This window comes from Bifidobacterium sp. ESL0798 (genome assembly GCF_029395415.1).
Lineage (GTDB): Bacteria > Actinomycetota > Actinomycetes > Actinomycetales > Bifidobacteriaceae > Bifidobacterium.
Genome location: NZ_CP113914.1, coordinates 1,712,826 through 1,739,813, shown reverse-complemented (window position 1 = coordinate 1,739,813; position 26,988 = coordinate 1,712,826). Strand labels below are relative to the sequence as shown.

Sequence of the window (26,988 nt, the reverse complement as noted above, 5' to 3'; positions counted from 1 at the left end):
ATCGTATGTGAAGGTACGTGCTTGGTAACGGCTGCGTGTAAAATGATGGTTAGCAAAATGTGAGCGCTCACATTACCTTAGACCAAGTTAGGAAAATGGTGGTGTAAGGCTTACAGAACTGGCGGAATATGGCTGGTTGTAATCGGTGAGGTCCGGACTTCGCCGGTGGTGCTGGCCAGTTTCGCTCCAATATAACAACGCTATGACAGTAAAGGAGCTTAGATCGCGATGGCAGTAGAGAAAAACACCACAGAACACGTAGCGCAGATAGCGGAGAAGATACGCGCGGGCAAGACTTCGCTGGGTATCGAGTTCGGCTCGACCCGTATCAAGGCCGTGCTGATCGACGATACGTATGCCACCATCGCCGCCGGCGACCACGGCTGGGAAAACCATCTTGAAAACGGATTGTGGACCTATTCGCTTGACGAGGTGTGGTCGGGCCTGCAGGCGGCGTATGCGGCGCTTGCCTACGACGTGGAGAACGCTTACGGCGAGAAGCTCACCAAGATCGGTACGATGGGCTTCTCGGCGATGATGCACGGTTATCTTGCCTTCGATAAGGACGGCAAGCTGCTCGTCCCGTTCCGTACGTGGCGCAATTCCAACACGCACGAGGCACACGAAAAGCTCTCCGAACTCTTCCAATACAACATTCCAGAGCGTTGGTCGATTGCCCATCTCTATCAGTGCATCCTCAATAAAGAAGACCATGTTCCTTCCGTTGCGTTCTTCACCACGCTCGCCGGCTATGTCCATTGGAAGCTGACCGGTCGTAAGGTTCTCGGCGTCGATGACGCCTCAGGAATGTTCCCGATCGATCCGGAGACCCACGGCTTCAACAAGCACATGCTTGAACAGTTCTCGGCGCTGCCCGAGGTGGCCGCACAACCGTGGAAGATCGAGGATCTGCTGCCGACGCCACTGGTGGCCGGAAGCGACGCGGGAACGCTCACGGCCGAGGGCGCGAAACTGCTTGATCCGACCGGTACGTTGCAGTCCGGCACGCCGTTGGCCCCTCCGGAAGGCGATTCGGGCACCGGCATGGTCGCCACGAATTCCGTTCGCGTCGGCACGGGCAACGTTTCCGCCGGCACCTCGATTTTCGCTTCCGTCGTGCTCGACCATCCGCTTGAGCGCCTCCATCCTGAGGTCGATCTGGTCTCGACCCCGGCCGGCGACCCGTGCGGCATGAGCCACGCCAACAACTTCACCTCCGACTTGAATGCGTGGATCAAGGTCTTCAGCGAATTCGCCAAGGCCATCGGCACGCCACTTGATGCCGGAACCCTTTATGGCACGCTGTTCCGTGCGGCCATCGGTGAAGATGCCGATGACAATGCGGGCGGGCTCATCAATTACTGCTTCTATTCCGGCGAGTTCCTGGCAGGGTTGGAAGAGGGGCGGCCTGTCTTCGCACGCGGCCCGGAAAGCCGGATGAACCTCGCCAACTTCATGCGCGCCCAGCTTTTCGGTGCATTCTCGCCGGTTAAGATCGGCATGGACGTGATGACCAAGGACGAGCATGTCAAGGTCGATTCGATGGTTGGTCATGGCGGCATCTTCACCACTCCCAAAGTGGCGCAGAAGATTCTTGCCGCGGCTTTCGATACGCCGATCAAGGTGATGTCGACGGCGGCGGAAGGCGGTGCCTGGGGCATGGCCGTACTCGCCGATTATCTGTGGCACAAGGACACCCCGCTGGATGTGTATCTCGACGAGCGTGTGTTCGCCGATGTCCAATCGACCACCGAGGAGCCCGATCCGAAGGACGTCGCCGGTTTCGAGGACTTCTTCGCCAGGTTCACCCGCGCGCTGCCGATTGAAAAGACGGCCATCGAGACCATCGACCTGGAAAGCTAGTTGTTTTGGTTTCCGCCATATTCAGGCCGCTAGGAAGCACAGTGGCTTATTGACGGCGGAAACCCGAGCTGTGTATTTATAACACCAACAAAAGGAAGTAATGATGACATTCGAAAACCCATTCGAAGGCAAGACCATCTGGTTCGGCGTCGGTTCGCAGGACCTCTACGGCGAGGAAGCGCTGCGTCAGGTCGCCGAGCAGTCCACCAAGATCGTCGATGCGTTGAACGCCACCGGCAAGATCCCCGTTCGTCTGGTCCTCAAGCCCACGCTGAAGTCCTCCGACGGTGTCAAGGAATTCATGACAGAGGCCAGCGCCGACCCCAGCTGCATCGGCGTGATCGCCTGGATGCACACGTTCTCGCCGGCCAAGATGTGGATCCGTGGTCTGCAGGTGCTGACCAAGCCGCTGCTGCAGCTCAACACCCAGTTCCACAAGGAGATCCCGTGGGACACCATCGACATGGACTTCATGAACTTGAACCAGTCCGCCCACGGTGACCGTGAGTTCGGCTACATCCTCACGCGTCTGGGCATCCCGCGCAAGATCGTCGTCGGCCATTACACCGACCCCGAGGTCGCCGAGCGCATCGCCACCTGGGTTCGCGCCTGCGCCGGCTGGAACGAGGCCCAGAACATGCGCGTGATGCGCTGGGGCGACAACATGCGCAACGTCGCGGTCACCGAAGGCGACAAGACCGAGGTCGAGCGCGTCTTCGGCACTCAGGTCAACACCTGGGCCGTCAACGAGCTGTGCGGCTACTACGACAAGGTGAAGGACGATCAGGTCAAGGCCATCATCGAGGACTACAAAGCCAAGTACGACGTGGCCCCCGAGCTGCTTGATTCGCGTTACGACGAGCTCACGATCGCGGCGCGCGAAGAGGCCGCGATGGTCAACATGATGAAGGACAACGGCGCCACCGCCGCGGTCGACAACTTCGAGGACCTCGGCACCCTGCCGCAGCTGCCGGGCGTGGGCGCCCAGCGCCTGCCCAGCGAGTACGGCTATGGCTTCTCCGCCGAAGGCGACTGGAAGACCTCGGTGCTGGTGCGCATCGCCAGCGTGATGGGCTACGGCCTTGAGGGCGGCTCGAGCCTGATGGAAGACTATTCCTACAACTTCGTCGAGGGCCACGAGATGGACATGGGCTCGCACATGCTCGAGGTCTCGCCGTCGGTCGGCACGATTGCCAAGCCGAAGCTGGAGATCCACCCGCTCGGCATCGGCAACAAGTCCGACCCGGTGCGCTTGGTCTTCACCGTCGCCCCGCACAAGGCTGCCACGGTCATCTCCATGGCCGACATGCGTGAGCGCTTCCGTCTGCTAATGGACGTGGTCGACGTGGTCGAGCCGGAAGGTTCCTTGAAGGCCCTGCCGTGCGCACGCGGCCTCTGGCAGCCGCGCCCGTCGCTCAAGAGCGCGGCCGAGTGCTGGCTGCGCGCCGGCGGCTCGCACCACACCTGCATGACCACCTCCTTCGGCCGTGAAGGCTGGGAGGACTTCGCCCGCATCGCAGGCGTCGAGCTGGCGACGATCGACGAGAACACCACGCCGCGTCAGTTCGAGCGCGACCTTGAGATCTCCGAGATGTACCACCGTCTCGACAATCACTGCTGAAGGTTGTTGCCGGTCCGAGATAACAGAGCGCGGCAGTTGAGTTGTCGCTGATCGGCGAACGGAACCTGGCATGTCAGTTGGGCGTCTCATGGAAATTCCATGAGACGCCCAATTCGTTGTTGAATGTTCCTCGGCATGTCGATGGCGAAATCCTGTTCCTCTATCGCGGCCATGTTCGCAATGTCGAAGACGAATCAGAGCGGTTCGGAAGAAATGAAAAAAGCGCGGTTAAATGCAATGAAAACGTCTATATTATTGAACGAAATGGGATATTGATAACAAGGCGAGAGGAATGATGGTAGATTGAAACGAAATAAAGGATTCCTGCAATGTCGTATAACGAAGTGCGTAATGATATGAACGAAAAGCATAGGCATGTCACTTTACGCAGTGTCGCCGAGGTTGCCGGGGTATCGCTGAAAACGGCTTCGAACGTCATCAACGGCACAGGTCGTATGACCGACGAGACGAGGAAAAGGGTCAAGGCCGTCATCGACGACCTGGGCTACCGGGTCAACGTCGCTGCCCGCAATCTCAACCGTGGGCTCACCGGATTTATCACCCTTGCGGTGCCGTCGCTGACCCCGCCGTATCTTGCGCAATTGGCCAATTGCGTGATCGACGAGGCCCATAAATGTGGTTATTCGGTTTATGTCACGACATACGCGCAAGGTTCGGCAAAAGGCGTGCGAGAGGTGCTGCGTTCCTTCAATCCCACGGTTTCCGACGGGATCATTCTCTCCATGAGCGAGCTTGAGGATATCTCTCCCGAAGATTTCGATGTCGATTATCCGCTCGTGGTCGTCGGTTCGCGCACCACCTGGCGGCGTGCTGATCATGTGACCGTCGATGATATCGATGCCGCGCAGACGGCGACCAAATACATGTTGGAACACGGAAGTTCGCGGCTCGCGGTTGTCGGGGCACGCGAACCGTTGGACCCGGGAAAGCTGCGCAATGCCACGGAAGGCAATGCCCAGTTGCGTTTGAAGGGGATCGTCGAGGAATGCGGCCGGCATCATCGTCAGCTTGACCCGGCGCTTGTCGGAATCACTGCCGGAGACTGGACCATCGGTGCCGGCGGTCGTGCCATGCGCCGGTTGATTGACACCGGGGTGCCGTTCGACGGTGTCATCGCGTTGAACGACCAACTGGCCTTCGGGGCGCTTTCGGCGCTGGCGGCCGAGGGCATCAGGGTTCCCGGGCAAGTGCAAGTCATCGGTTTCGATAACATGGAGGAATCCGCGTATCTGCATACGCCGTTGACCAGTATGGACTCTTGTCTCGATTGGACTGCTCCGGCTGCCGTAAAACGAATCATCGGTAGGATCAATGGGACGATTACGACCCCGGAGTTGCTGAAGGTCAAGTCCGAAATCATCGTTCGGCAGACCACGCGCCCGTAAACGCTTTAATGGATATACCGGTTCATATTGATGAGGCGCGGCGCTCTCCATGGTGTCGCAAACCTCATAAATTTAGTGCTTTTGTAATGAATCCCACTTCAAGATGGCATCGTATTCGGCCTACAGTATTGTGTAGTAGGCGTTCCCGTGGGATGCACCATTCTTCCTTTCAGATGGATGCAGATACCCATGGATTGCCGCTGGAAAGGTGTTTTTATGTTCGACCGTCGGCTTTTCACCCTCGTTGACCGCAGTGGCGTATTTGTCGTTGCGAAAGTGCTGAGCCTTTGGGTCTCGCAGCTTGCGGATATCGGATTCGCGTTCATCGCGGTCGGTCTGCTCGGCAATCTTTTTCCGGTGCTCACCATCGCCCACGAGAATGTCAAACCGTCCATTGTCAAAAAGCTGCTGAACGATTTTCAGGCGGTGCCGCAAGGGTATTCGGCTTTCATCTTCGCGCTGGTGGTTGTCGCGATTATCAAATACATGGCCATTCGCGCCTCGCATTTCTTCGGTACCGAAGCCTCGGAACGCGTCAAGATCTCTTTGCGGGAGCGTCTGTATAACAAGATGCTCGATCTGGGCCCTACCTATTCCGAGCACGTGAAAACAGCTGATGTCGTGCAATCGTTGGGCGAAGGCGTCGACCGTATACAGAGTTTCTTTGAAAGGTATCTGCCGCAGTTGATTTTCGCCGTTCTGGGGCCTTTGACGCTGTTCGTGGCGATTCTGCCGTTGAACGCGCCGACGGCAGGCCTGCTGCTGGTCTGTGTCCCTATCGTGGTCGGCATCGTCTGGTGGGTGTCGGTGGCCACATCGCGCGCATTCGACAAATATTGGGACGCATACACGGATATGGGTGCCGCCTTTCTCGACAACGTTCAGGGATTGGAAACGCTGAAGACCTTCGACGCCGACGAGGCTGCCGCCCGGCGTATGGATCAGAAATCGGAAGATTTCCGAAAAACCTCCATGAAGGTCCTTCATCTCGAACTTCGTTCACGCCTTGCTTTGGATTTGCTCTCCTATGGTGCAACGGCCGGCGGCATTGCCATCGTCGTCTGGCAGGTGGCGAGCGGCCATCTGAAACTTCCCGCAGCGTTGGTGGCCATCCTGCTTTCGATGAGCTTCTTCGTTCCGCTGCGTCGGCTTGCCTCCTGTTCCGATACGGCCATGAACGGCTTGGCGGCGATCAAACGTATCTATGGGATGCTGGATGCGCCGGTGGCTGGGGATGGGCAGGCGGCGTTGCCCCAAGGCGTGGAGGATTGCTCCGTCACCTTCCGCAATGTCGATTACACCTACGAGCCCATCGAGCCTCCGGTTGATGCGGAGGCATCCGGCAATGGCGCTTCTTCGAAGAATGGCACTGCTGCGCAGCATGCGGCTGGACATGGAAACGACAGCGATTCGAACGGTCACAAAGCCTTGGACGGCGTCAGTTTCAGTGCCCGTGCCAACGGTTTCACCGCCATCGTCGGGGTGAGCGGTTCAGGCAAATCCACCATCGGCGCACTGATCGCCGGCACCCGCAACGATTATCGTGGTTCGATCCGACTGGGTTACCGCGTGTTGGGAAGCGTGGGCAGCTGCGAATTGCACAGCCTGAAAAACCGTTCGCTGTGCGATGCGGTCACACTCGTCGATTCCCGCAGTCACCTCTTTACCGGTTCCTTGCGCGAAAACCTTCTGATGGCCAAGCCCGATGCCACGGCCAACGAAATGTGGCTCGCGCTCGAAGGCGCCCACATCGACGATTTCGTCTATTCCCAGCCGCAGCGTCTCGACATGCGTATCGAACCGGATGCCGACAATCTTTCAGGCGGGCAACGCCAGCGTCTCGCCATCGCCAGGGCATTGCTGCGTGACAGCCCGATTTACGTGTTCGACGAAGCCACCAGTAGTGTCGACGCCGAAAGCGAGGAACTGATCGATGTGGCGATCCGCGATCTGGCCCATACGCATACGGTCATCGTCATCACCCATCGCCTCACTCAGGCCAGGGATGCCAGCAATATCGTCGTTCTGGACGGCGGGCATGTGGTGGAAAGCGGCACCCACGACGAGCTTATGGCCGCTCAAGGCCGTTACGCTACGATGTTTGAGACTCAGGAGTCGATCGAGCATGTCGCGCATCGTAACAGCTGGGGGAGTGCCTATGCCAAGCCTCGTTCCGCCAAAACCGAGGTGCGCAGGCTGTTTGATTTCTCGTTGCTTGATTACCAGGATCATGACGATGTTGACGATTTCGGCAATCGAGCTGAACGTCGAGACCCGGATCAAGACGGAATGGAGGCTAAGCAGGGGCATCATTTGTCGGCCGCTGAGGCCGCCGCCGGTCATTCGGCGAAAACGGAAGCGCTTCGAGCCCGCATCTCTTCCGCGAAAGCCGTGGTCGATTCCGTGAAACGTCCCAAATCCGCAGCTCAACAGACTTCGCCGAAGAAACCCGAGCTCGCCTCCTCCGGTCTGCACAATTCCGCTTCATCGAAGTCGGGTAGTCAGCCTTCCAATGGAACGCATTCGGACGAACCTGTGACGCGGCGCGATGAGACGGATGCGATACTTGATGTCGCCAATCGCCCTCGTACGTCAAACAAGCAGATGGGGACCTTCCATCTGACGCTGAGACTGCTTGGCTGCGTCGGCCGCCTGACCCCGTTCATCGTGGGCGCAAGCCTGTGCGGGACCATCGAGCGCCTTTCCGAGACGTTCATGCCTGTTTTCGGTGTGCTGGCATTGATGGCGTTCTTCGGCTATCCGGTTTGGGGTGTGGACGTCTCCCTCGCCCTCATCGCCGTCGCGGTATGCGCCATCCTCAAAAGTTTCATGCATTATGCCGAAGAGTATATGAACCATGAGATGAGTTTCCGCGTGGTTTCGTTGTTCCGTTCCAAGGCTTTCGCCGCTCTTCGCCGTCTCGCCCCGGCAAGACTCGCTGGTCGGGGCAAAGGCGCATTGACCACGTTGGCAACAACCGACATCGAGTTGCTTGAGACCTTCTTCGCCCATGCCATTTCGCCGGTGGTCATCGCGCTGGCCACCTCGGTGGTGTTCGCCGTGGCGCTGTTCACGCTCGACCCGTCCTTCGCCCTGCTGCTGATTGTCGCCCACCTGTTTGTAGGCGTCGTCCTGCCTCGCTTTTACGCCGGCAACGTGCGCGGAATCGGCGCGAGGATCCGCAACGATTCCGCCAAACTCGGCGACAGGCTTGTCGATGACATGCACGGCATGGACGAGATCATCAGATTCAACCAGGGCCGCCGCCGTCTGGCCGATATCATTGCACAGGGCAAGAGCCTCTGGCTTTTCGAGAGCAGGCTGAGCCGCAAGAATGGCGTGTTCGCAGGTCTGGGTGCGGTTTGTGTCGTGGCCGCCACGTTTGTCGCGGTGAGGATCATGTTCGGCATCGTCCAGGCCGATCCCGTTTCGATGGCCATGTATGTGGTCGCGGTGATGCTTATTTTCAGTTCGTTCGGTCCGACTCTGGCTCTGAGCGATTTGCCCGGTAGCCTCAACCAGCCGTTGGCTGCCGCAAGGCGCATGTTCGATTTGTTCGATGAGGTGCCTGCGGTTGAAGAAAAGGGGAACGACAAGCCGAAATTCGAAACCGTTCGCTTGAAAGACGTCACTTTCGGCTACCCGCTTTCTTCGGCCAGCTCGACTTCTGTTCCTGCTTCCGCGCTGGTGTTGAAGGACTTCAACCTCACGACGCTGCATTCGGGAATACTCGGTGTGCAAGGTCAGTCCGGACACGGCAAGTCCACGATTCTGAAACTCATGATGCGCTATTGGGACCCTCAGGTCGGGGCCGTCGACTTCTCCGGGGAGCCTTTGCCGAATATCGAGGCGCATTATCGCCGCCGTGTGGAGACGATGATGGATCAGGACACGTATCTTTTCGACGGCACGATTCGCGACAATCTTCTGATCGCCGACCAGCGTGCGACGGATTCGGATATGCATCAGGCGCTTCAACGCGCTTCGATCGACACCCTTATCGAGTCGTTGCCGGACGGTCTGAACACCCAGGTAGGTGAGCTTGGTTCGAGGCTGTCCGAAGGCGAACGCCAGCGCATCAGCCTGGCGAGGATCTTCCTTACCGGCGCCTCGCTGGTGCTGTTTGACGAGCCTACGAGTCGTGTCGACGCTTTGAACGAGTCGGTGATTCTTCATTCCATCAACACGCTGGCCAACGAGCGCCCGGTCTCCATCGTGTTGGTCTCCCATCGCGCTTCCACCATGCAGATTGCCGACCGCGTCATCACGCTTTAGATTTGAGCATTTGGTTGCGGCGGTTTCTCTCGCTGCTCGCCGAGCGCAAAAGCGGCTGTTGGAGGCCGTTTCCGGCATCGATGGTGATGAATGCAGGGAAACGTTCATTGAGTATTGGCCAGTGAACGTTTTTTCTGCATGAGCGTTTCGGGTTGCGGGGGAAACATTCGCTGTCCATAGATCTGTATGTCGTGGTTTTGCTGGACAGGGTCGGCTAGTAGTGTGGTTGTTGGTTCATGAGAGAAGGAGCAAGTGCGATGAGTGCTGAAAAAACCGTTGGAGGAGTGCAGGGCATTGCCGATATCACGTTAAGCGACGGCAACAGGATCCCGCAGGTCGGGCTTGGCGTGCTGCGTATCGGCGATGATGAGGTGACCGACGTTGTCAAGTCCGGGCTTGTTGCCGGATATCGCCATATCGACGCCGCCGCAGGGTACAACAACGAACCGGGTGTCGGCCGTGCGCTCGCACAAACCGGCTTCAATAGCGGGCAGGCTCGTAAAACGCTGTGGGTCACCACAAAACTCAAGGACTCCGAGCAAGGTTACGACAACGCGCTCAGGGCTTTTGACCGGCAGCTTGGCGATCTGCGCCTCGATTACGTCGACATGTATATGCTGCATTGGCCCACCCCGTTCAACTGGCGTTCCGGTGAGACCTGGAAGGCGCTGATGAAGCTGCGCGACGAGGGGCGTATACGCACGCTGGGCGTCTGCAATTTCCTGCCCGAGCACCTCGAGCGCCTGCACCGTGAAACCGGGGAATGGCCGACAGTCGATCAGATTGAGCTGCACCCGACCTGGCAGCAGCGTGAAGTGGTCGCGTTCTGTCGCGAGCATGGGATCGCCGTCGAAGCGTATTCACCGATGGCCCGCGGAGCCGATCTCAATGCCGGAGACGGGACCATCGCCCGCATCGCCGCAGCCCACGGTGTCTCGCCGGCCCAGGTCATCCTGCGCTGGCATATCGAAAACGGGACCATCATCATTCCCAAGTCGGTTCACGCCGATCGTCAGCGCGAGAACCTCGATCTCTTCGGCTTTGCTCTGACTCAGGGCGAGCATGCGCAGATCGATGCGTTGGATGGGCCTACCCGTGCCGGCCACGACCCGATGACCTTTACCTATGCGTGAGAGCTTTCGGCTGTTGATACATTTTGGTTGATTTTTTGTATTTATGTATGATTTTTGGTCGTATGATGTGATTATTCCGTATCCGGAATGTTTGCAAATGTTGTGGAAACGCGACGACGTTTCTCAGAGTGCGTCTGAATTTAATTCCGATATTATAGTGTGAGCTAGGTTACATTTTTAGATGTGAAAGGAGTAACCATGCCACAGAAGATTAAGGCATCGATAGCGTACGGCGTCGGCAAGGGATTTGCTCAGCCCGAAGAAATCATCATCGACGACCCGATCGGCGCCGAGGTATTGGTGGATGTTCAGGCTTCCGGCCTGTGCCATTCCGACCTGCATCTGGTTGAGGACGATGATCAGTTCTTCCCGTTCCCGGCCGTCATCGGCCATGAAGTTGCGGGCGTTGTCGAGGCAGTTGGTCCTGAAGTTCAGGGTATCAAGGTCGGCGACCATGTCGTCGCCTCGCTCGAGCAGGTGTGCGGCCATTGCGCCAACTGCCTGAACGGCCATCCGCAGTCTTGCTCGCAGCAGCAGGAGTGCGTACGCAAGCCGGGCGAGAAGCCGCGCCTGTCCTTCCCGGACGGTCGCCCGATCACGCAGGCCTTCGGCACCGGCGGTTTCGCCGAGAAGGCGCTGATCCATGAGAACCAGCTCGCCGTGGTCAACAACGAGGTCAAGTGGGACGAGGCCGCCTGCATCGGCTGCGCTACCATCACAGGCGCCGGCGCCGCGATCAACACCGCACATGTCCGTCCCGGCGACACGGTTGCCGTGGTCGGCACTGGTGGCATTGGTTTGAACGTCATCTCCGGCGCTCGCATTTGCGGTGCGAAGAAGATCATCGCCATCGATCTCTTGGACAACAAGCTCGAGTTTGCGAAGAAGTTCGGCGCCACCGACGTGGTCAACTCCTCCAAGGAGGATCCGGTCGCCAAGGTGCGTGAGCTCACCAACGGCGGTGTTGACGAGGCGTTCGAGGCCATCGGCTTCGAGTCGACGATGAAGCAGTGCTGGGATATGCTCGGTGTTGACGGCACCGCATACTGCATCGGCCTGGCCAAGCCCGACGCGACCATTAACCTCGAGATTAATCCGGCCGATCTGCTGGTTCACCAGCGCGGTTTCAAGGGCGTGTGGATGGGCTCGACCAACATCAAGCACGACATCCCGATGTACGCCGACCTTGCCGTCGATGGCCGCCTGAACATGCACGACATCGTCAGCCAGCACATCAACCTCAGCCAGATCGACGAGGCCTACGTCCAGTTGAAGCAGGGCAAGGTCATCCGCTCCGTCATCACCGAGTTCTGATTTAGAGAAAGTGGTATTAGCCTCGTCACATTGAGTTGTGTCTTATCGATAGGTCTGGATACAGCTGATGACTTAAGTTCAGGTCAACTTCTTACGTAAGTAAGAAGTTGACCTGAACTTTTTGTAATAAACGGATTCTGTGGTCTTGATGACAATAGCAGAGTCTAGTGCTTCTGGCTTATTCAGAGGTTGAATATGGATGGAAAATAGTTAAGTTGACATATCGAATTTGATATTCTAATATAGAAGAAGCTACCGGATGGTAGCTGGAAAAAATCTGGATAGATTTTGGAATTAATAATGTATTAGTTTATATTGATTTCATACTATCCACTACGAGAGTGGAGTATTTATGTCAGTAAAATATGATGATGAAGGTATTGTTCTTCGATTTGAGCAGTCAGTGCATCAAACTATTGGTGAAACGAGCAAATTCACAGGAATGGTTCGGGCGAAATACCTTATACCTGTTATCGATAAACTTGATTTGCAGGCTAATCCGCGATCTTCAAAAGAAGGTCGTGTGACTAATGCAATTCAAGAGTCTATCGAAGACGATGTGTCTTTGTTCCCATTTAAGACTAAAGGTATATTGCTTGCTGCTTCAGATTATGAGCAACTTGATCGAGGTCGTATTCGTGTTTTCTTCGATAATGCGAATATTGAGGGCATACTTGATGGTGGTCATAACACATTGGCAATTGGTTTGTTGATCCTAGAGCGTGCTGTTGAGTTTGCAGGGAAAAAGTTGCCACGAGGCCAAAAAACTTGGAGTGAATTTAAGATTCTTTGGACTGAGCATCGTGATGATATCCAGAAATATCAAGAAGCTGTTAGGAAGAATGAGGATGGAAGTAGTGCGAATCCTGAGGTTATTGGGGATTTGTCGTTCTATGTTCCTGTTGAGCTTCTGGTTCCTGCAGATCCAGACAATGATATTTGTGTCGATGATTTTCGGCATAATCTACTCGAGATCTGTGAGGCAAGAAACAACAACGTCGAATTGACTGCAAGTGCTAAGGCGCATCAAAAAGGTTATTTCGCGGATCTTGCCAAGCTTTTGAAAGAGGAAAATCCGACAGTAAACAGTCATGTGGAATGGAAGACAAATGATGGTGGTGATGTAAAAGTCGCAGACATTATCGCATTGACGTGGATAGTATTACGCAAATTGCCACAATTCCAAGACAGTGATGATTGTCCTCCATTTAAAGATGCCGAAGGCAAAGTGGTTGAAGCACCGCATCCTCAGCAACTTTACAGTGGCAAGGGTAGCTGTTTGTCAGCATTTAATCGATTTATGAGTTCCTCTGATGTGACCGGTGGAACGAATGATTATACTTCTGAATTGCACAATCCTGTTGTGTACAGCGCTTTCCAGTTGGCTGTTCAAATCCCAGAACTCTATGATTATATCTATGCTCAGTTCCCTGATCTCTATAACCGAGCAAATGGAAGTTATGGAAATATTATTGCTGTGAAGGGGCTTAATCCGACTTCGGCCACAACAAAGAAATACACTCCATTTAGCAAACAACCTGTTCAGACTGCGAATCCCTTAGGATTTATAGTCCCACTAGTTTATGGTTTAACTGCTTTGGTTAAAGTTGAGCCGAATAAAGTGGTTTGGCGGCATGAGCCTAAAAGTTTCTTAAAAGAGAACCTGCCAAAGATTGTCTCTCAATATAAAGAAGTTTTTGATCCCTGTGGTTATGATCCACAGAAGGTCGGCAAATCTGCCATGAGCTACAGCACGGCAGAAAATGCTTATAAGATGGCTTTATTCGGGATCTTGTAAAGTCATTTTATGTCAGTTCTGGGTGCCTTGTTCATGGATTAGGTACCCAGAATTTTTATTAGTTGTCTTCAACTTTATTTGTGCAGATATTTGAAGCCCTGTTTCTGTTCGTCCGATCTATGAGTTGCGGGATATATATGGTATAAGCATGTAGATTTTCTCTGGATTTGGTTTGGCGCCGGGAACGCTCCGTAACCTTTATGCCCGTGGCTGGCGGAAAGCTCGTCATCGAGGATGCTGAGCTTTTTTTTGGGGGGGTAGTTGTCGTCTAGACTGCAGAACGACGAAAGCTCGCGTTCCAAAGTTTTGGAGTCACGGGCAGATTCAGCGACCTGATAGCAGGACAGGCCGTTCGCTCTGTTGGTGACGAAATCGATTTCGCCGCCTGTGCCTTGCCTGACGTAGACCGTTCCGGCACGACATTTGAGTTCAAGGGATACCATGTTTCCAGGACTCTGCAGGTGTTGCGCACGTTTCCTGAAACGAGTATGCAGTGCAGGCCCATATCTCGTCATAGTATTTGCATTTCTGTTTGAGGATACAGTTGAGATAAGCTTGGGTGAGTGTATCCGAAGCGCTGTAGATACTAAAGATGTTCTGCATCCGCGGATTATTGTGGCTCGAATATGTAAGTTAAAAAATACTTTTCAACTTGATAAGAAAATGCGGTAAGTTAAAAAGTATTTTTTTAACTTACCGTGCTGTAACGAATCAGATAGATTTACTCGAACGGGTACTTGAGTCCCCACTTGCTACGAATCTGGTCCATGAGCTTCATGATGCGCAGGGTGTCGGCGTGCGGCATTTCCTCGCATTCGCTCTTGCCGTCGAGGATGGCGTTGGCGGCGCTCGCGACCTCGTACTCGTAGCCGGTCAGTTCGGCGGGCACATCGACGTGGCGGGTGGGCTTGTGGTCGAGGTCGTAGAGGTCGATGCCCTCGATGTTGTTGATGTTCTGGCAGACCATGTAGCCCTTCGTACCCCAGATGGCCCCTGAGCGATCGGAGGCGCACATCATCGAGGCGGTGGCCGTGGCCATCACCCCGTCGTCATAGTGCAAGGCGATGGAATCGGTGGCGTCCACGCCGGTTTCGTAAGCAACCATGGAAGTGTCGATGTCGGCAACAGTGCGCTCGCTGGTGTCCGCGCCTAGCGCCATGTCGAAGAAATTGATCGGGTAAACGCCAACGTCGAGCAGCGCGCCGCCGGCCATGGCCGGGTAGGTCATGCGGGCCTTGTGCGTGGTGGGGTAGCAGAGGTTGGCCGTGGCGGCCTTGACCTCGCCGATCTCGCCGGACTTGATGATGTCGGCCACGAGTGCGCGCGAAGGCATGTAGCGAGTCCAAATAGCCTCGGTGCAGAGCAGTCTGGTCTCCTTGGCGGTCTCAAGCAGTTCCTGCGCCTGTGTTGTATTGGCGGTGAATGATTTTTCCACCAGAATATTCTTACCGGCCTTGAGGCACGCGATGCCCTGTTCGGCGTGCAGCGCATGGGGTGTGGCGATATAGACGAGGTCGACCTTCGGGTCGGCCAGCAGCTCGTCGTAGGAACCGTAGGAAACATCGAACCCGTACTTTTGCGCGAAATCAGCGGCACGGTCCGCGTCGCGCGCGGCGACCGCGTAAGGCTCGACCAATGTGCTGTAGCGCGGGTCGCCGGCCATCTGAACCAGCGTGTCGGCCATGGAGTGTGCGATTCTGCCAGCTCCCAGAATCGCGACGTTGACCTTGAGTCCTTTTTCTTCCGCTTCGGCGCGGTTACCGTTCAATCTGCTCATGAAAGCCCTTTCTTGCATGAAAATGTATGCAACGTCTCCATTCTAAAGTCAGGTGCGCATTGCCGGTCAGGCGAATAAGCAGGGAGTGACGATATGTGTTATTTGTCGTAAGAGTGCCGTGAAGACGTAGCAATGAAGATCGCATTTCGCGATTCTTCTGTTCAGTGCTTCGCTATGGGAAGAGAGCTATGGTAAGAACCCCGGAATGGTGGCATTTTTGATATTTGGCATATAAAGAATTCGCAGCAGGGAACGTCGAAAAATTCGATTTAAACGTTCCGTACTGCGAATCGAATGGTGGCTTTCCATTCCGCTGCTATTTCCGATACCCTCAGTTCAGTTTCATTCCTTCTGAATTGCCTTTGCGGTTTTACCGGAAGAATTCGCAGCTATGGCGGAGCTATCTGTGGATTTTGCGGAGGTATCGAAAGCCTTGGCATCGGCGGCTTTCAAGAAAAATGGCAACCTTTGCAGAGGGATCCGCGGCTTTGGATGCACTATCGTCAGGCTTCACCAGCTTCGCTTCCATCCTCGGCGACCAGACCTTTCTTCTCATCGTGACGGCGCCACCAGGAGGAGAGCACCGAGCCGGAGATGTTGTGCCAGACGCTGAAGAACGTCGACGGAATCGCGGTGATCGGGGCGGTGGCGAACGAGGTCAGCGCCAGCGTGGCGCCAAGGCCGGAGTCCTGCATGCCGACTTCGAAGGTGATGGCCTTTTGCTGCGCGTAGCCGAAGCCCTTCGGATAGATCTTGTACATGACCTTGGAGAAGCCGAAGCCGAGCCCATAGCCGCAAAGGTTGTGCAGGATGACCACCGGAATGGCCAGCGCGGTGGCCGTGCTGAAGAGGCCGGCGTGGTTGGCGGCGACGACGATGCCGATGATCAAGAGGATCGCGGTCTGCGAGATGATCGGCAGCACGTCGGTGACTTTGGAGATCTTGTCCTTGAAGATGGTGTGGCAGATGACGCCGAGGGCGACGGGGATGAGCACCACTTTGACGGCAGTGAGGAAGAGCGACTGCCAGGGAATCGCCACATACTTCGAGGCGAGCAGCTGCATCAGCAGCGGAATCATGAACGGCGCGAGCAGGGTGGAAAGCAGGCCGATGGAGACGTCGAGCGCCACGTCGCCTCGCGCCAGGAAACTCATCACGTTCGACGAGGTTCCCGACGGGCAGCAGCCCACGAGGATGACGCCGACAGCGAGCGGGCCGTCGAGGTGGAAGATGGCGCAAAGGGCGACGGCGATAAGCGGCATGATGACGTAATGGGCCACGGTGCCGACGATGACCATCAGCGGCTGCTTCAGAATTCGTGCGAAATCCTCAAGCGAAAGCGTCAGGCCCATGCCGAACAGCACGATGCCTAAGAGCCAGCTGGTATCATGCTTGGCCCATTCGCTGGTCTGCGGGACGAAGTAGTTGAACACCGCCCAGACAATGACGATCAGCGTGAACCATTTGGTGATCCAATCCGCTACCTTTTTTACCTTTTCCATCTTCTTTCAACCTCTTTCTTATTTGGGTGTTGAGTGCCACGCTAGGTAGACGTTGAGCGAATTGAGTAAGTTGTCTCAAAAATAGAAAATATGTTTCATATAGTGGACACTTGATTCGGTAATATCAGCAAGTTGATGGCGTTTCCGGCTATATTCTGCGCGATTGTTGGGTTCTGTTTGCTATATATGTGGCACTTGCAACAATCGGTGGTGACGTCCGTTTCTGCGATTTGTCGCAGACTGAAAGTGGAATGGAAATGTGACGCGGCAATCGATAACGACAGATAACAACGTTTCCTCTATCAAGGGTGACGTCGTCGTCCCCACTTCTGCAGCCGTCAAGCAAGATAAAAAGCAGCCCCAAAAACATCGCCAGAACGGCTCGGTAGAAGTAGAGAAGTCTGAAGAAGAGAAAACCGCAAAGTCGTCAAAATCGGGAAAATCTGTAAAATCGGCGAGGAAATGTGGCAAAGGCGGTTCCGGGAACGTGGGTAAAACCCGTAAGCCTGTAAACGCGGGTAAGTCGGTTCAATCCGGCAAATCTGATAAATCAGCCAAATCCGGAAAATCGGCCAAGACCCCCGAAAATACGAGCGAGGCACCCGCAGCTATACGATGTCGCATATCCGCGGCAAAAACACGAAAATCGAAGTACTGGTCCGTTCCTATCTCTTTCGTCGTGGGTTGCGTTTCCGCAAGAATGACAAACGTTATCCGGGTCATCCGGATGTGGTGCTGCCCAAGTGGCATACAATCGTCTTCGTCAACGGCTGCTTCTGGCATATGCATTCCGGCTGCACGAAATTCTCGATGCCGAAGTCCAATGTCGAGTTCTGGACGGCGAAGTTGGTGCGCAATCACGACCGCGACATCCGTCAGCGCGCCGAACTTGAGGCGGCCGGCTGGAAAGTTCTCGTTGTCTGGGAATGCGAGCTGACGAAGGCGCGCCGCGAGGAGACGCTGGAACAGCTGTATCGGCAGATCATAGGAGCGGATGAGTTCGGTGAGTTTTCCGATGAATCATGAGTGTTCAAGTGAAGTTGATATGTAGCTTGCAGCGCTGAAGCGATACATTACGGTTGCTGAAGTTCCCTGCTGCTCAGGCTGCGACGGGGATTTTCTTGAGTGCTGGTATTTCAACGATTTGATGGTGGAGCAGTCTGTGATTTCGGGTTTAGCGCAGCAGGGAAGGCGTTTACATTGATGGTTTCCGTTCCCTGCTGTGCTGCGTGAAGAAGTCGCGTGCATAAACCGCATGAGTAAACGAGATTCGCCGTTTAGACGGCCAGCTGGTCAGTCGGTCGGCCGATCAGCTTTGCAATTCCTCCAGCTGTTTCTTGGCCTTGTGCAACTTGACGTAGATTTCGTTGCGTTTGCCGGAGTCCTTTGCGCGGGCGTGGTCGCCCTCCAGCTTGGTGATCTGGGCGGTGAGTTCGGCGATTGCCGCCTGTTTGGCCAGGCGCGTATCGAGATTGCTGCCGTCGCTGTCGTGGAAAATGACCTGTGCGCACAGGCTTTGCCAGACATCGTCCAAGGTGTCGCCGTTCATTTCAAGCTTCGCTTTCGTGCCGTCCTGCCAGGCGCTGACGTACGTTTGCGTTTGTGCCTCGCCCTGATGCCCTGCTCGAACCGGCAGAATGCGTTGCAGCGCGAGGGCGCATTGAAGATCCGCATTACCTGAGGCGGTTCCGGTGCCGCTGCCTTGCGTGTTTTCGTCGTTTTCGTCCAAACCCGCATCGCGCGCACAGACAAAGAGAATGTTCGAAGCCGAACGCAATTTCGCGATATGCTCCATGACTTCCACGGGCGCGTCCTTGCAGTTCTGCACGATGCCCATCACCAAGATTTCATGCGTTTTCTTGCCTGCGGCCACGTTGATTGTGTTCGGCCGCAGCAACGCGAGCATGGTGATGGATTCGATGTCGCTCACGAACCGCTGTTTGAGCCGCACAGAAACTGGCGGCTTCACATAAAACATCTCTTTTCGTAGCATGCTTTTCGCTTCCGGGATGGCGCAGGAATTGGGCAATCCCAGCGTGAGGGCAGATATGGTTTTGCGGTGTGCAGCAGTCATCGGCGACCTTTCCTTGATGTGGATTGACATTCCGTTGATTTGTCAGTCAGACATTCCCTTTTAAGACTAACGGCACTTGTCGATTATTCGGGATTCCGTCTTGTTTTTCAAAGGGGTCGAAATAAGTCGATAGAGGCTAGGGATGTAAGTTTCATCACATATGAAGATCTTGGCCTGGGCTTGGCGAAATATCGATATATATGGTTTATTTCCAGTGGTATGTAAAGAAAAATAGTTACAAAAGTGCCGTTTTCTGTGTCATTTGATAATGCTAATTCTTTATCGCATGTCGATAATGAATGGGGCTTACTGTTTTGTGATGGATATGAAATGTTATATTCGTACATAGTACGATAAGCTTTTTTGGGGCAACGACGCGACCTGCATGGCGCTTCATTTCCGCATGACCATAAGATTAAAATCCTTAGGGAGTGTATCAAAATGGGTATGAAACCAACAGATGAAGAACGCAAGCTTCTGGCGCAATGGACCGAGGTGGATGGCGATCTTGACCAGATCGATCCTGATTTGGCCGATAAGATCCTGACCATGCGTACCGCTTTCGGGCGCGGCAACATCGCCTGCAGCCCGTATTGGGAGAACCCGGAAGGCGTCGATGCCGTCACCGATCTGGACTATGCCGGCGATGGACTGCGCGCGCATAAGCTTGATGTCTATTACCCACACGACGCTGTGGTGCGTGGCGGCAAAACGACGCCGGTGTATATCGATATCCACGGTGGTGGTTTCGTCCACGAATACAAGGAACTCAACCGCAACTTCTGCACCCACTTGGCCGATCGCGGCTTCGTGGTCTTCTCTCTGAATTACCGCCTCGCGCCTTCTGCCGATTACTTGGGGCAAATGCAAGACGTCATGACCGGTATGGCTTGGGTCAAGGAGCACTTGGCCGACTATCCGTGCGACCCCGAGAAGATCTTCATCACCGGCGATTCCGTGGGCGGAGTGATGGCGCTTTACGCCGTGGCCATCGAGCATTCGAAGGCAATGGCCGACAGCCTCGGGCTGAAACAGGCCGGTTTGAACGTCCTTGGCGGCACCCTGGTTTCGGGCATGCATAACCTGCGTCCGCTGGTCGAGCAAACTGAGGACTACATAAACGGCTCGATGATGGACGTCATCACCATGATGGCCACCCGCACCTTTGCCACCTTGAAGGCTACGAATTCGCCGTTCATCGACCTGGACTACATGGCCGCCAACGTCGATCTGCCGCCGCTGTTCCTCAACACCAGCAACGACGATTTCCTGCAGGGTGAGTCTCTGCTGCTTGGCGCCGCACTGGCCGCGCACGGTCGCGATTTCGAGGTCCATGACCGCCATGCACGCAAAGGTGAGACGCTGGGCCATATCTACCCGGTCTGCATGACCTGGTTGCCGGAAAGCCAGGACATCCTGCATAAGATTCGCGATTTCTCTTACAATCTGTTCTGATTTTTCTTCTCTCGATAGGCCGGTCGCGGCCTGGCGGCCAATCGGAATTCCTTAATGCCCCCATCGTCGCCTTTGTGGCGGTGGGGCATTGTGCGTTGTGGCAAGGGCCGACTTCTTTGTTAAGCGTAATAGAGAATAATAAAGAAACCATGCGGGTTGTTTCCCGAATCTTTTGCCGCTGGCCGCGATACGTGGCCTAAGACGAATTGCTCTCAAACTTTGAAACTTGCTCACTATGGCAGACGGGACAGGTTTACGTGTACAATAACCATGTGTTGCCCGGGTAGCTCAGGGGATAGAGCACCGCTCTCCTAAAGCGGGTGTCGTCAGTTCGAATCTGATTCCGGGCACAAATTTTCTTGGCTTTGACCGTATATTCCCATCAGGACGGCTGAGATTTCACTGGACAGGTTTTCTTGGGCCATGGGCTGCTTTCCGTTGCAGAACCTGTTTTTCAATGCTCTCAATGGGCGATGGAGTTGGCTTTCGTTTCCTCCGGTGACATCATGATTTCGATGGTTTGCATCTGGCTGTCATCCGTCATGGTGTGCTGTTGGCTATCGTTACCTATTGTGTATGATTTAATTAACGATTCTTATAGTAAGATATTGAACAAATATTTTGTGGTGTGCGTCTATTATGGTCTGTTATCTTACGTACCAAACTTGTATCGTAGGTCGATATAAGGTGAGATGTCTCATTAATGGAGTTTTAAGTAAGTAGAGGGAAGAGAAAATGACATTCAAATCTCGAGGTACCCGTCTCGCCGCCGCATTATTGGCTTCGGCGACGCTGATTTCTATGGCCGCCTGCGGCTCGAGCTCCGCGAAGAGCGAGACGAAAGCGGATTCCAACGCCATGATTTCGGTGAATAACACCGAACCGCAAAGTTCGCTGGTTCCCGCCGATACCAACGAAATGGGTGGAAGCCGTATCATTCGTTACCTGTTTGAAGGCCTGGTCAGCTATGATGCCAAGGGCAAGCAGCATCTGGAGGTCGCCAAATCCATTACGCCCAATGCCGATGCCACGCAATACACCATCAAGCTCAACGATGGATGGAAATTCAGCAACGGCGAGAAGGTGACCGCTTCGTCCTTTGCCAACGCGTGGAGCTACGCGGCGAACGTCAAGCATGCGCAAAAACAGTCCAGCCGTATGTCCATCATCAAGGGCTACGACGAGATGCAGAGCCCGAACACCCCCACCGACGCGAAGCTTTCCGGCCTTGAGGTCAAGGATCCGTTGACGCTGGTGGTCACCTTGAAGAGTCCGGATTCGGTGTTTCCCATCCAGCTCGCCCATCAGTCCTTCTTCCCGCTGCCGACCGTCGCGTTCAAGGACATGAAGGCGTTCGGCAAGCACCCGATTGGCAATGGTCCCTATAAGTTCAAGTCCTGGACGGTCAACAAAAACATCATCGTGGTGAAGAACCCGGATTACAAGGGCTACCGAAAGGTCAAGAACGGCGGCATCGAATACCGCGTCTATTCCAGCCCCGACGCCGCGTATTCCGACGTGGAGGCCGGTAGCCTCGATCTGCTGATGGATGTGCCCCAGTCCGAAGTCAAGAGCTTCCGTTCGGATTCGTCACTCCATGCCTACAGCCAGCCCGGCAGCTACTATCAGGGTTTCATCATCCCCGAATGGGCGCCGCATTTCGGCTTCAACAAGGAAGGCATTCTGCGTCGTCAGGCGATTTCATGGCCATCGACCGCAACCAGATCGTCGACAAGGTCTTTTCGAACACCAAGTCCGTCGCCACCGATTTCACTTCTCCGGGAGTACCTGAGCACCAGAAGAACCTCAAAGGTACCGCCAATCTTCGTCACAATGCGGCTAAGGCTCGTGAGCTTTGGAAGCAGGCCGATGCCATCTCGCCATACAACCAAAAATTCAGCCTGGCCTATCCCTCCGACGGCGGCCATAAGCCGTGGGTGGATGCGGTTTGCAATCAGCTGAAGAACACTCTGGGAATCCAAGCCGTGGGCGATGCCTATCCGACCTTCAGCGATTTGCTCAACCGCGTGACCCAGCGCACCATCCAGACCCCGTTCTTCTCGGGCTGGTCTCTGGACTATCCTTCGGCCGAGGATTACATGACGCCGCTTTACTCCTCGGAATCCGCCGATGGCCACGGTACCAACGACGGTGATTACAAGAATCCCCAATTCGATGCCGCACTGCTCAAAGCGAAGTCGGAACTCGATCCTGCCAAGCGTACCGCCGATTTCAATGAGGCTCAGGAGATTCTCCTGAACGACCTGCCGGCGATTCCGTTGTGGTGCAACAACGTTTCAGCGGTTTCCTCGCCGAAGCTCAGGAACGTGAACTTCGACTACACGAATCTGCCGACCTACAACACCATCACGAAGTAGGCGCCAAATAGGCAGGTTCCCGCCAAGTAGTGTCCGGTAAGAATATCGGCGATATATTTGCGTCGATAGGCCGGAATGAAACAGGATATAAGCAGGGGCGTTCCTCCGATAATGATGGAGGAACGCCCCTGCTGTTTTGTCTCCTACGTGGCGGTTTTCGTCGTCTCGTAAGCTCCATTACCCGTTCAGCTGTGTACTTCGCTTTCCGTGCGTGAGCGGAAGCCGAATTTCATCGTCTCGCTGTTGTAGGCGATGACGCCGTGTCCGGTGGCCGGCAGAACGATCACTCCGCCATCGCCGTGATAGCCATCGATTTCGTCAAGGGTCGCCTTGGCCGCGTCTTCCACGTCCTGGCCGGCAAAACGCACCCTGGACGCGATTTGGTTGGCGGCGACGGCCTTGATGAACGCTTCGCCGATGCCGGTGCCGGAGATGGCCGCCGTCTCGTCGTTGGCGTAGGTGCCGCAGCCGGGCAGGGGAGTGTCGCCGACACGGCCGTGCATCTGGTTGGTGATGCCGCCGGTGGAGGTCGCGGCGGCGAGGTGGCCTTGCCCGTCGCGGGCGACGGCTCCGATGGTGCCGTGCTTCTCCCATTCGTCGCCGTCGTTCTGGGCGCTGACCAGTTGCCTGCGGCGCTCGTCGGTGATGAAATACTCGTTGTCTTCGGTTTCGATGCCCCAATCGGCCAGTTCCTGGTCGGTCGGCTCGGCGAAGAGGACGTGCTTGGTCTTGTCTTTGACGGCCTGTGCCACATCGATCGGGTTACGTGCCGTGCCGAGTCCGGTAGCGGCGCCGACGCTGCCGTCGCCGTCCATCAGGCAGGCATCCATCTGCACGATGCCATCGCTGGTCAGTGCCGCGCCATGTCCGGCGTTGAATTCGGGAGCATCCTCCATCACATGGATGGCCGCGATGACAGCTTCCTCGGCGCTTGCTCCTGCTTCGAGTTTGGCGTATCCGGCATCAAGTGCGCGGTTGAGGTCGCGATCGACTTCCTCGGCGTTGTGGTTGCCGCGTGATCCCGCCCCTCCGTGGATCAACAGTGTCAGACCGTCTTCCGCTTCAGTGGTGATGGTTACTATGCGTGCATGGTTACCCGATTCGGGCATGTTCTCCTCTTTTCCGTGTATCGAATTTCAGGCGTTGAGCCGATGCAATCATCGTAGGTGAAGGTTGGCATAATGTCATCTTATTAAGATAATAAATACTAAAAATAACAATTCTTGTATTCATCGTCAATATGTTGTGGCGGGTTTCTGGCTTCTCTCAGTGAAGACGTATATTCTGTTAGCATGATTGGCGCGGAGAATGTGTTTGAAGGCGAGAAATCGGATTGATGCATTATCGGTTTGCCGTTTGAGAGTAAGCGAAGAATGACGCAATGACAAGAACTCCACAAGGTGATGTTCGCGCAAGGTCGGCAAAGAAAGGCAACGTGAAGACGAAAACCAAGTCAAAAGCTACGGCCAAACGGAAAGGGAAGGCCGTTGCGAAGTCACGACCGGTGTCAAAAGCCAAAAAGCGCGGCGGTTTCCTAAGGGGAATCCTCGCGCTGCTGGCTTGGCTGTGCCTAGTGGTCGCGTTGCTTGGTACTGTCAGCCGGGAGCTGCCTGAGGAGTTGCAATCGCTGCCGTATGTGCCGGCGGTGGTGGCGTTCGCCCCCTGGTTCGCGCTCTTGGCGTTGGCGGCGCTGGTGTTGGCTATGGCCTCGCGCAGGTGGCTCGCCGCGCTTTTGGCATTGGCGTGTCTTGGATTGCAAGGGTGGAGGCAATACCCTTATTTCGTTTCGTCCACTCATCTTGATGCTGCTGCGGTTTCGGCGGTGAGTGGCAATCGCCCCAATACTGATGATTCCTATGCGCGCGTCATGACGGCCAATGTCTACAAAGGCCGTGCCTCGGCCAAGGCGGTAGTCGAGACGGTGCGCGACCAGCGTGTCGAGGTGCTGGCGCTGCAGGAGACCACGAAGCCGTTTATCCGCGCGCTCAAGGCGGAAGGCATCGATGATTACCTGCCTTACTCGCAGGTTTCCTCGTCGGACGGAAAATACGGCAATGCCCTGTTTTCGGCCACGGCATTGGATTCGCCGGCGGATGACGACGTCGATTCCAGCGCTTCCTTCATGCCGGGCGGCACCGTTTCGTTTGCGGACGGCAAGATTCCTGTTCGTTTCGTTTCGGTGCATACCACGTCTCCGAAACCGGGTTATTGGAACACGTGGCGCACTTCGCTCGATGATGTGGCGATGATGCGAACGCATACGAACACCAGATATGTGCTGATGGGGGATTTCAACGCGACCACCGACCACACGCCGTTCCGCAATATTCTGGGTTCCCGGTTCCACGATGCCGCGCAAAGTTCCGGTAGCGGTTTCGTGTTCACCTGGCCTGCGAACAGGCCGGGGATTCCCAAATTCGCCGGTATCGACCATATCGTCCTTGATCGGGGCATAATCGCCGGACAGGTCGGCGCCGTGGCGTTGCCGGGATCGGATCATGCCGCATTGCTTGCGACCATTGACGTGAAATGATGTGCTTTTTCACTGACAATTATCGTTTTTAATGCTGGTGAACGTAAGACGTATCGTGGCCGAATTCGCGATATTGCGACATTTATTGTGACACGGCACACATTCATCTACCTGGGTGACTAAGATGGTTTACAGGCTGAGAATGCCGAACGTACAAGTGAGATTACAATGAGGAGTGCTCATGGACGAGAAAACATTGGTAGATAAGCTTTCCAAGGTTACTACCATCACTGATTTGCAGGCGGTCGCCAAGGAGATCGGAAAGCCGCTGACCGTGGAGCAGGCTGATAAGGCGCTGAACCGCCTCTTTGGTGCCGAGAACGATACGGGCGAACTGATGGGTGATTCCGTGGCCAAGGCTGCGAAGGACATCTTCGGCTGAGTTCCGGATTCTGATCGTTAGTATTGGGGCCTGTCCGCTAATCTCAAGCGGACAGGCCCCAATACTTTTTTTACTTGATTTTGCGTTCAGACCGCGTTGGAGATAGCCTCCACGCTGGCCTTGGCGTCGCCGAAGAGCATCGACGTGTTGTCGTTGAAGAACAGCGGATTCTGCACGCCGGCGTAGCCGGTGCCCATTGAGCGCTTGAGGACGACGACCTGCTTGGCCTCCCAAACGCGCAGCACAGGCATGCCGGCAATGGGGGAATCGGGATCTTGCGCAGCGGCAGGATTGACCGTGTCGTTGGCTCCGATGACGAGGACGACGTCGGTATCGGCGAAGTCGTCGTTGATCTCATCCATTTCCATGACGATATCGTAAGGCACCTTGGCCTCGGCCAGCAGCACGTTCATATGGCCAGGCAGACGTCCGGCCACCGGATGAACCGCGAAACGGACCTCGACGCCCTGGGCGCGCAGCTTCTCGACCAAGCCTGCGACGGCCTGCTGAGCTTTCGCCACGGCCATGCCATAGCCGGGGGCGATGATGACCGTTTTCGCATCCTTAAGCATTTGCGCCACGTCGGTGGCGTTGGCTTCATGCACCTCACCGGTGATTTCCTTGGTGTCGCCCGACTTCGCCGGCTTTTCGCCGAAGCCGCCAAGGATGACGGAGACGAACTTGCGGTTCATGGCCTTGCACATCAGGTAGGAGAGGATGGCGCCGGAAGCGCCGACCAGCGAGCCGGTGATGATCAGCAGGTTGTTGTCGAGCATGAAGCCCGACGCGGCCGCGGCCCAGCCCGAGTAGGAGTTGAGCATGGAGATGACCACCGGCATGTCACCGCCGCCGATGGCCGCCACCATGTGCAGGCCGAGCAGCAGTGCCAGCACGGTCATGATGGCCAGCGGCCAGATCGAGTTGGTGGGGATGAACCAGGCGATCATCGCGATCATGACGATCAGCACGATCAGATTGATGAGGTTATGGCCGGGGATGATCAGCGGCTTCGACTTCATCTTGGCCGAGAGCTTCAGATAGGCGATGATGGAACCGGTGAAAGTCACGGCGCCGATCAGAACGCCGATATAGGTTTCGGCCAGGTGTGCGCCGTTCGGATTCTTCTCCGTGAGCCATGAGTTGTAGCCGATAAGAACTGCGGAAATGCCCACGAAGCTGTGGAGCATCGCGATCAGTTCCGGCATCTGCGTCATTTCGACGGTGCGGGCCTTGTAGATGCCGAAGGACGCGCCGACGATGAAGACCAAAGCGATGAGCAACGCCGTCACCCAGATGGGCCGGGCCGAATCGACCAAGGCCAAGGCGATGGTGGCAACGATGGCGATTGCCATGCCGATCATGCCGAGGATGTTGCCGCGGCGGGCGGTCTCCTGCTTGGAAAGTCCGGCCAACGAGAGAATGAAGAGCACTGCCGCCAGCAAGTAGGCGGATTGGGCAATGGATTCGAGTGTCATGA

General features: G+C 55.5%; 16 protein-coding genes, 1 tRNA gene and 1 pseudogene. 13 read left to right on the top strand and 5 right to left on the bottom strand.

All coding sequences use genetic code 11. The features are described 5' to 3' along the window. Nucleotides 1–228: 228 nt before the first annotated feature. From OZX74_RS07265 to OZX74_RS07235, 7 genes are all read left to right on the top strand, one after another. The gene (locus tag OZX74_RS07265) at nt 229–1,863 is read left to right on the top strand and encodes an FGGY-family carbohydrate kinase (RefSeq protein WP_277156267.1); all 1,635 of its coding nucleotides are present in this window, start codon (nt 229–231) and stop codon (nt 1,861–1,863) included. A gap of 103 nt (nt 1,864–1,966) precedes the next feature. Continuing rightward, nucleotides 1,967–3,484 carry an L-arabinose isomerase gene (gene araA / locus OZX74_RS07260; RefSeq protein WP_277157461.1) on the top strand — a complete coding sequence of 506 codons (1,518 nt, stop codon included), beginning with the start codon at nt 1,967–1,969 and terminating at the stop codon, nt 3,482–3,484. A 329-nt stretch (nt 3,485–3,813) separates the two neighbouring features. Then, nucleotides 3,814–4,890 (top strand): LacI family DNA-binding transcriptional regulator, encoded by a 1,077-nt coding sequence (locus OZX74_RS07255; protein WP_277156266.1) that lies wholly within the window; start codon nt 3,814–3,816, stop codon nt 4,888–4,890. Between the two features lie 216 nt (nt 4,891–5,106). Continuing rightward, on the top strand, nt 5,107–9,165 hold the full coding sequence (locus OZX74_RS07250; RefSeq protein WP_277156265.1) for an ATP-binding cassette domain-containing protein: 4,059 nt from the start codon (nt 5,107–5,109) through the stop codon (nt 9,163–9,165). A gap of 257 nt (nt 9,166–9,422) precedes the next feature. Continuing rightward, nucleotides 9,423–10,298 carry an aldo/keto reductase gene (locus tag OZX74_RS07245; RefSeq protein ID WP_277156264.1) on the top strand — a complete coding sequence of 292 codons (876 nt, stop codon included), beginning with the start codon at nt 9,423–9,425 and terminating at the stop codon, nt 10,296–10,298. A gap of 198 nt (nt 10,299–10,496) precedes the next feature. Next, complete coding sequence (locus OZX74_RS07240) at nt 10,497–11,612, top strand: Zn-dependent alcohol dehydrogenase (RefSeq protein ID WP_277156263.1); 1,116 nt, start codon at nt 10,497–10,499, stop codon at nt 11,610–11,612. 352 nt (nt 11,613–11,964) lie between these two features. After that, nucleotides 11,965–13,410, top strand: coding sequence for a hypothetical protein (locus tag OZX74_RS07235; RefSeq protein ID WP_277156262.1), 1,446 nt, complete (start codon nt 11,965–11,967; stop codon nt 13,408–13,410). A gap of 721 nt (nt 13,411–14,131) precedes the next feature. Here the strand turns inward: OZX74_RS07235 and OZX74_RS07230 are convergent. Both OZX74_RS07230 and OZX74_RS07225 read right to left on the bottom strand, forming a co-directional pair. Continuing rightward, a complete protein-coding gene (locus OZX74_RS07230; protein WP_277156261.1) occupies nt 14,132–15,187 on the bottom strand; it encodes a Gfo/Idh/MocA family oxidoreductase in 1,056 nt (351 codons plus the stop codon). Between the two features lie 503 nt (nt 15,188–15,690). Beyond that, entirely contained in the window at nt 15,691–16,689 is a 999-nt protein-coding gene (locus tag OZX74_RS07225) for a bile acid:sodium symporter family protein (RefSeq protein WP_277156260.1), read from the bottom strand. Nucleotides 16,690–17,304: 615 nt separating this feature from the next. Here OZX74_RS07225 and OZX74_RS07220 point away from each other — a divergent pair. Then, a complete protein-coding gene (locus OZX74_RS07220; RefSeq protein ID WP_277156259.1) occupies nt 17,305–17,715 on the top strand; it encodes a very short patch repair endonuclease in 411 nt (136 codons plus the stop codon). 283 nt (nt 17,716–17,998) lie between these two features. Here the strand turns inward: OZX74_RS07220 and OZX74_RS07215 are convergent, their stop codons facing one another. Next, complete coding sequence (locus OZX74_RS07215; RefSeq protein WP_277156258.1) at nt 17,999–18,763, bottom strand: DUF4391 domain-containing protein; 765 nt, start codon at nt 18,761–18,763, stop codon at nt 17,999–18,001. A gap of 441 nt (nt 18,764–19,204) precedes the next feature. On the opposite strand from OZX74_RS07215, the gene OZX74_RS07210 reads away from it, so the two are divergent. The 3 genes and pseudogenes from OZX74_RS07210 to OZX74_RS09150 all read left to right on the top strand — a co-directional run bounded on the left by OZX74_RS07210 (nt 19,205) and on the right by OZX74_RS09150 (nt 22,596). Further along, on the top strand, nt 19,205–20,218 hold the full coding sequence (locus OZX74_RS07210) for an alpha/beta hydrolase (protein ID WP_277156257.1): 1,014 nt from the start codon (nt 19,205–19,207) through the stop codon (nt 20,216–20,218). Between the two features lie 277 nt (nt 20,219–20,495). Further along, a tRNA-Arg gene (locus OZX74_RS07205) sits at nt 20,496–20,568 on the top strand. A gap of 385 nt (nt 20,569–20,953) precedes the next feature. Further along, nucleotides 20,954–22,596: pseudogene (locus OZX74_RS09150) on the top strand (ABC transporter substrate-binding protein). A gap of 185 nt (nt 22,597–22,781) precedes the next feature. Here the strand turns inward: OZX74_RS09150 and OZX74_RS07190 are convergent. Beyond that, entirely contained in the window at nt 22,782–23,705 is a 924-nt protein-coding gene (locus tag OZX74_RS07190; protein ID WP_277156255.1) for an isoaspartyl peptidase/L-asparaginase, read from the bottom strand. A 395-nt stretch (nt 23,706–24,100) separates the two neighbouring features. Here OZX74_RS07190 and OZX74_RS07185 point away from each other — a divergent pair, with 395 nt between their 5' ends. Together OZX74_RS07185 and OZX74_RS07180 are read left to right on the top strand one after the other, a co-directional pair. Continuing rightward, on the top strand, nt 24,101–25,129 hold the full coding sequence (locus tag OZX74_RS07185; RefSeq protein ID WP_277157460.1) for an endonuclease/exonuclease/phosphatase family protein: 1,029 nt from the start codon (nt 24,101–24,103) through the stop codon (nt 25,127–25,129). Nucleotides 25,130–25,310: 181 nt separating this feature from the next. Then, nucleotides 25,311–25,511, top strand: a complete 201-nt coding sequence (locus OZX74_RS07180) for a hypothetical protein (RefSeq protein ID WP_277156254.1) — start codon at nt 25,311–25,313, stop codon at nt 25,509–25,511. 86 nt (nt 25,512–25,597) lie between these two features. On the opposite strand, the gene pntB is transcribed toward OZX74_RS07180, so the two are convergent. Beyond that, nucleotides 25,598–26,986 (bottom strand): Re/Si-specific NAD(P)(+) transhydrogenase subunit beta, encoded by a 1,389-nt coding sequence (pntB, locus tag OZX74_RS07175; RefSeq protein WP_277156253.1) that lies wholly within the window; start codon nt 26,984–26,986, stop codon nt 25,598–25,600. Nucleotides 26,987–26,988: the final 2 nt, after the last annotated feature.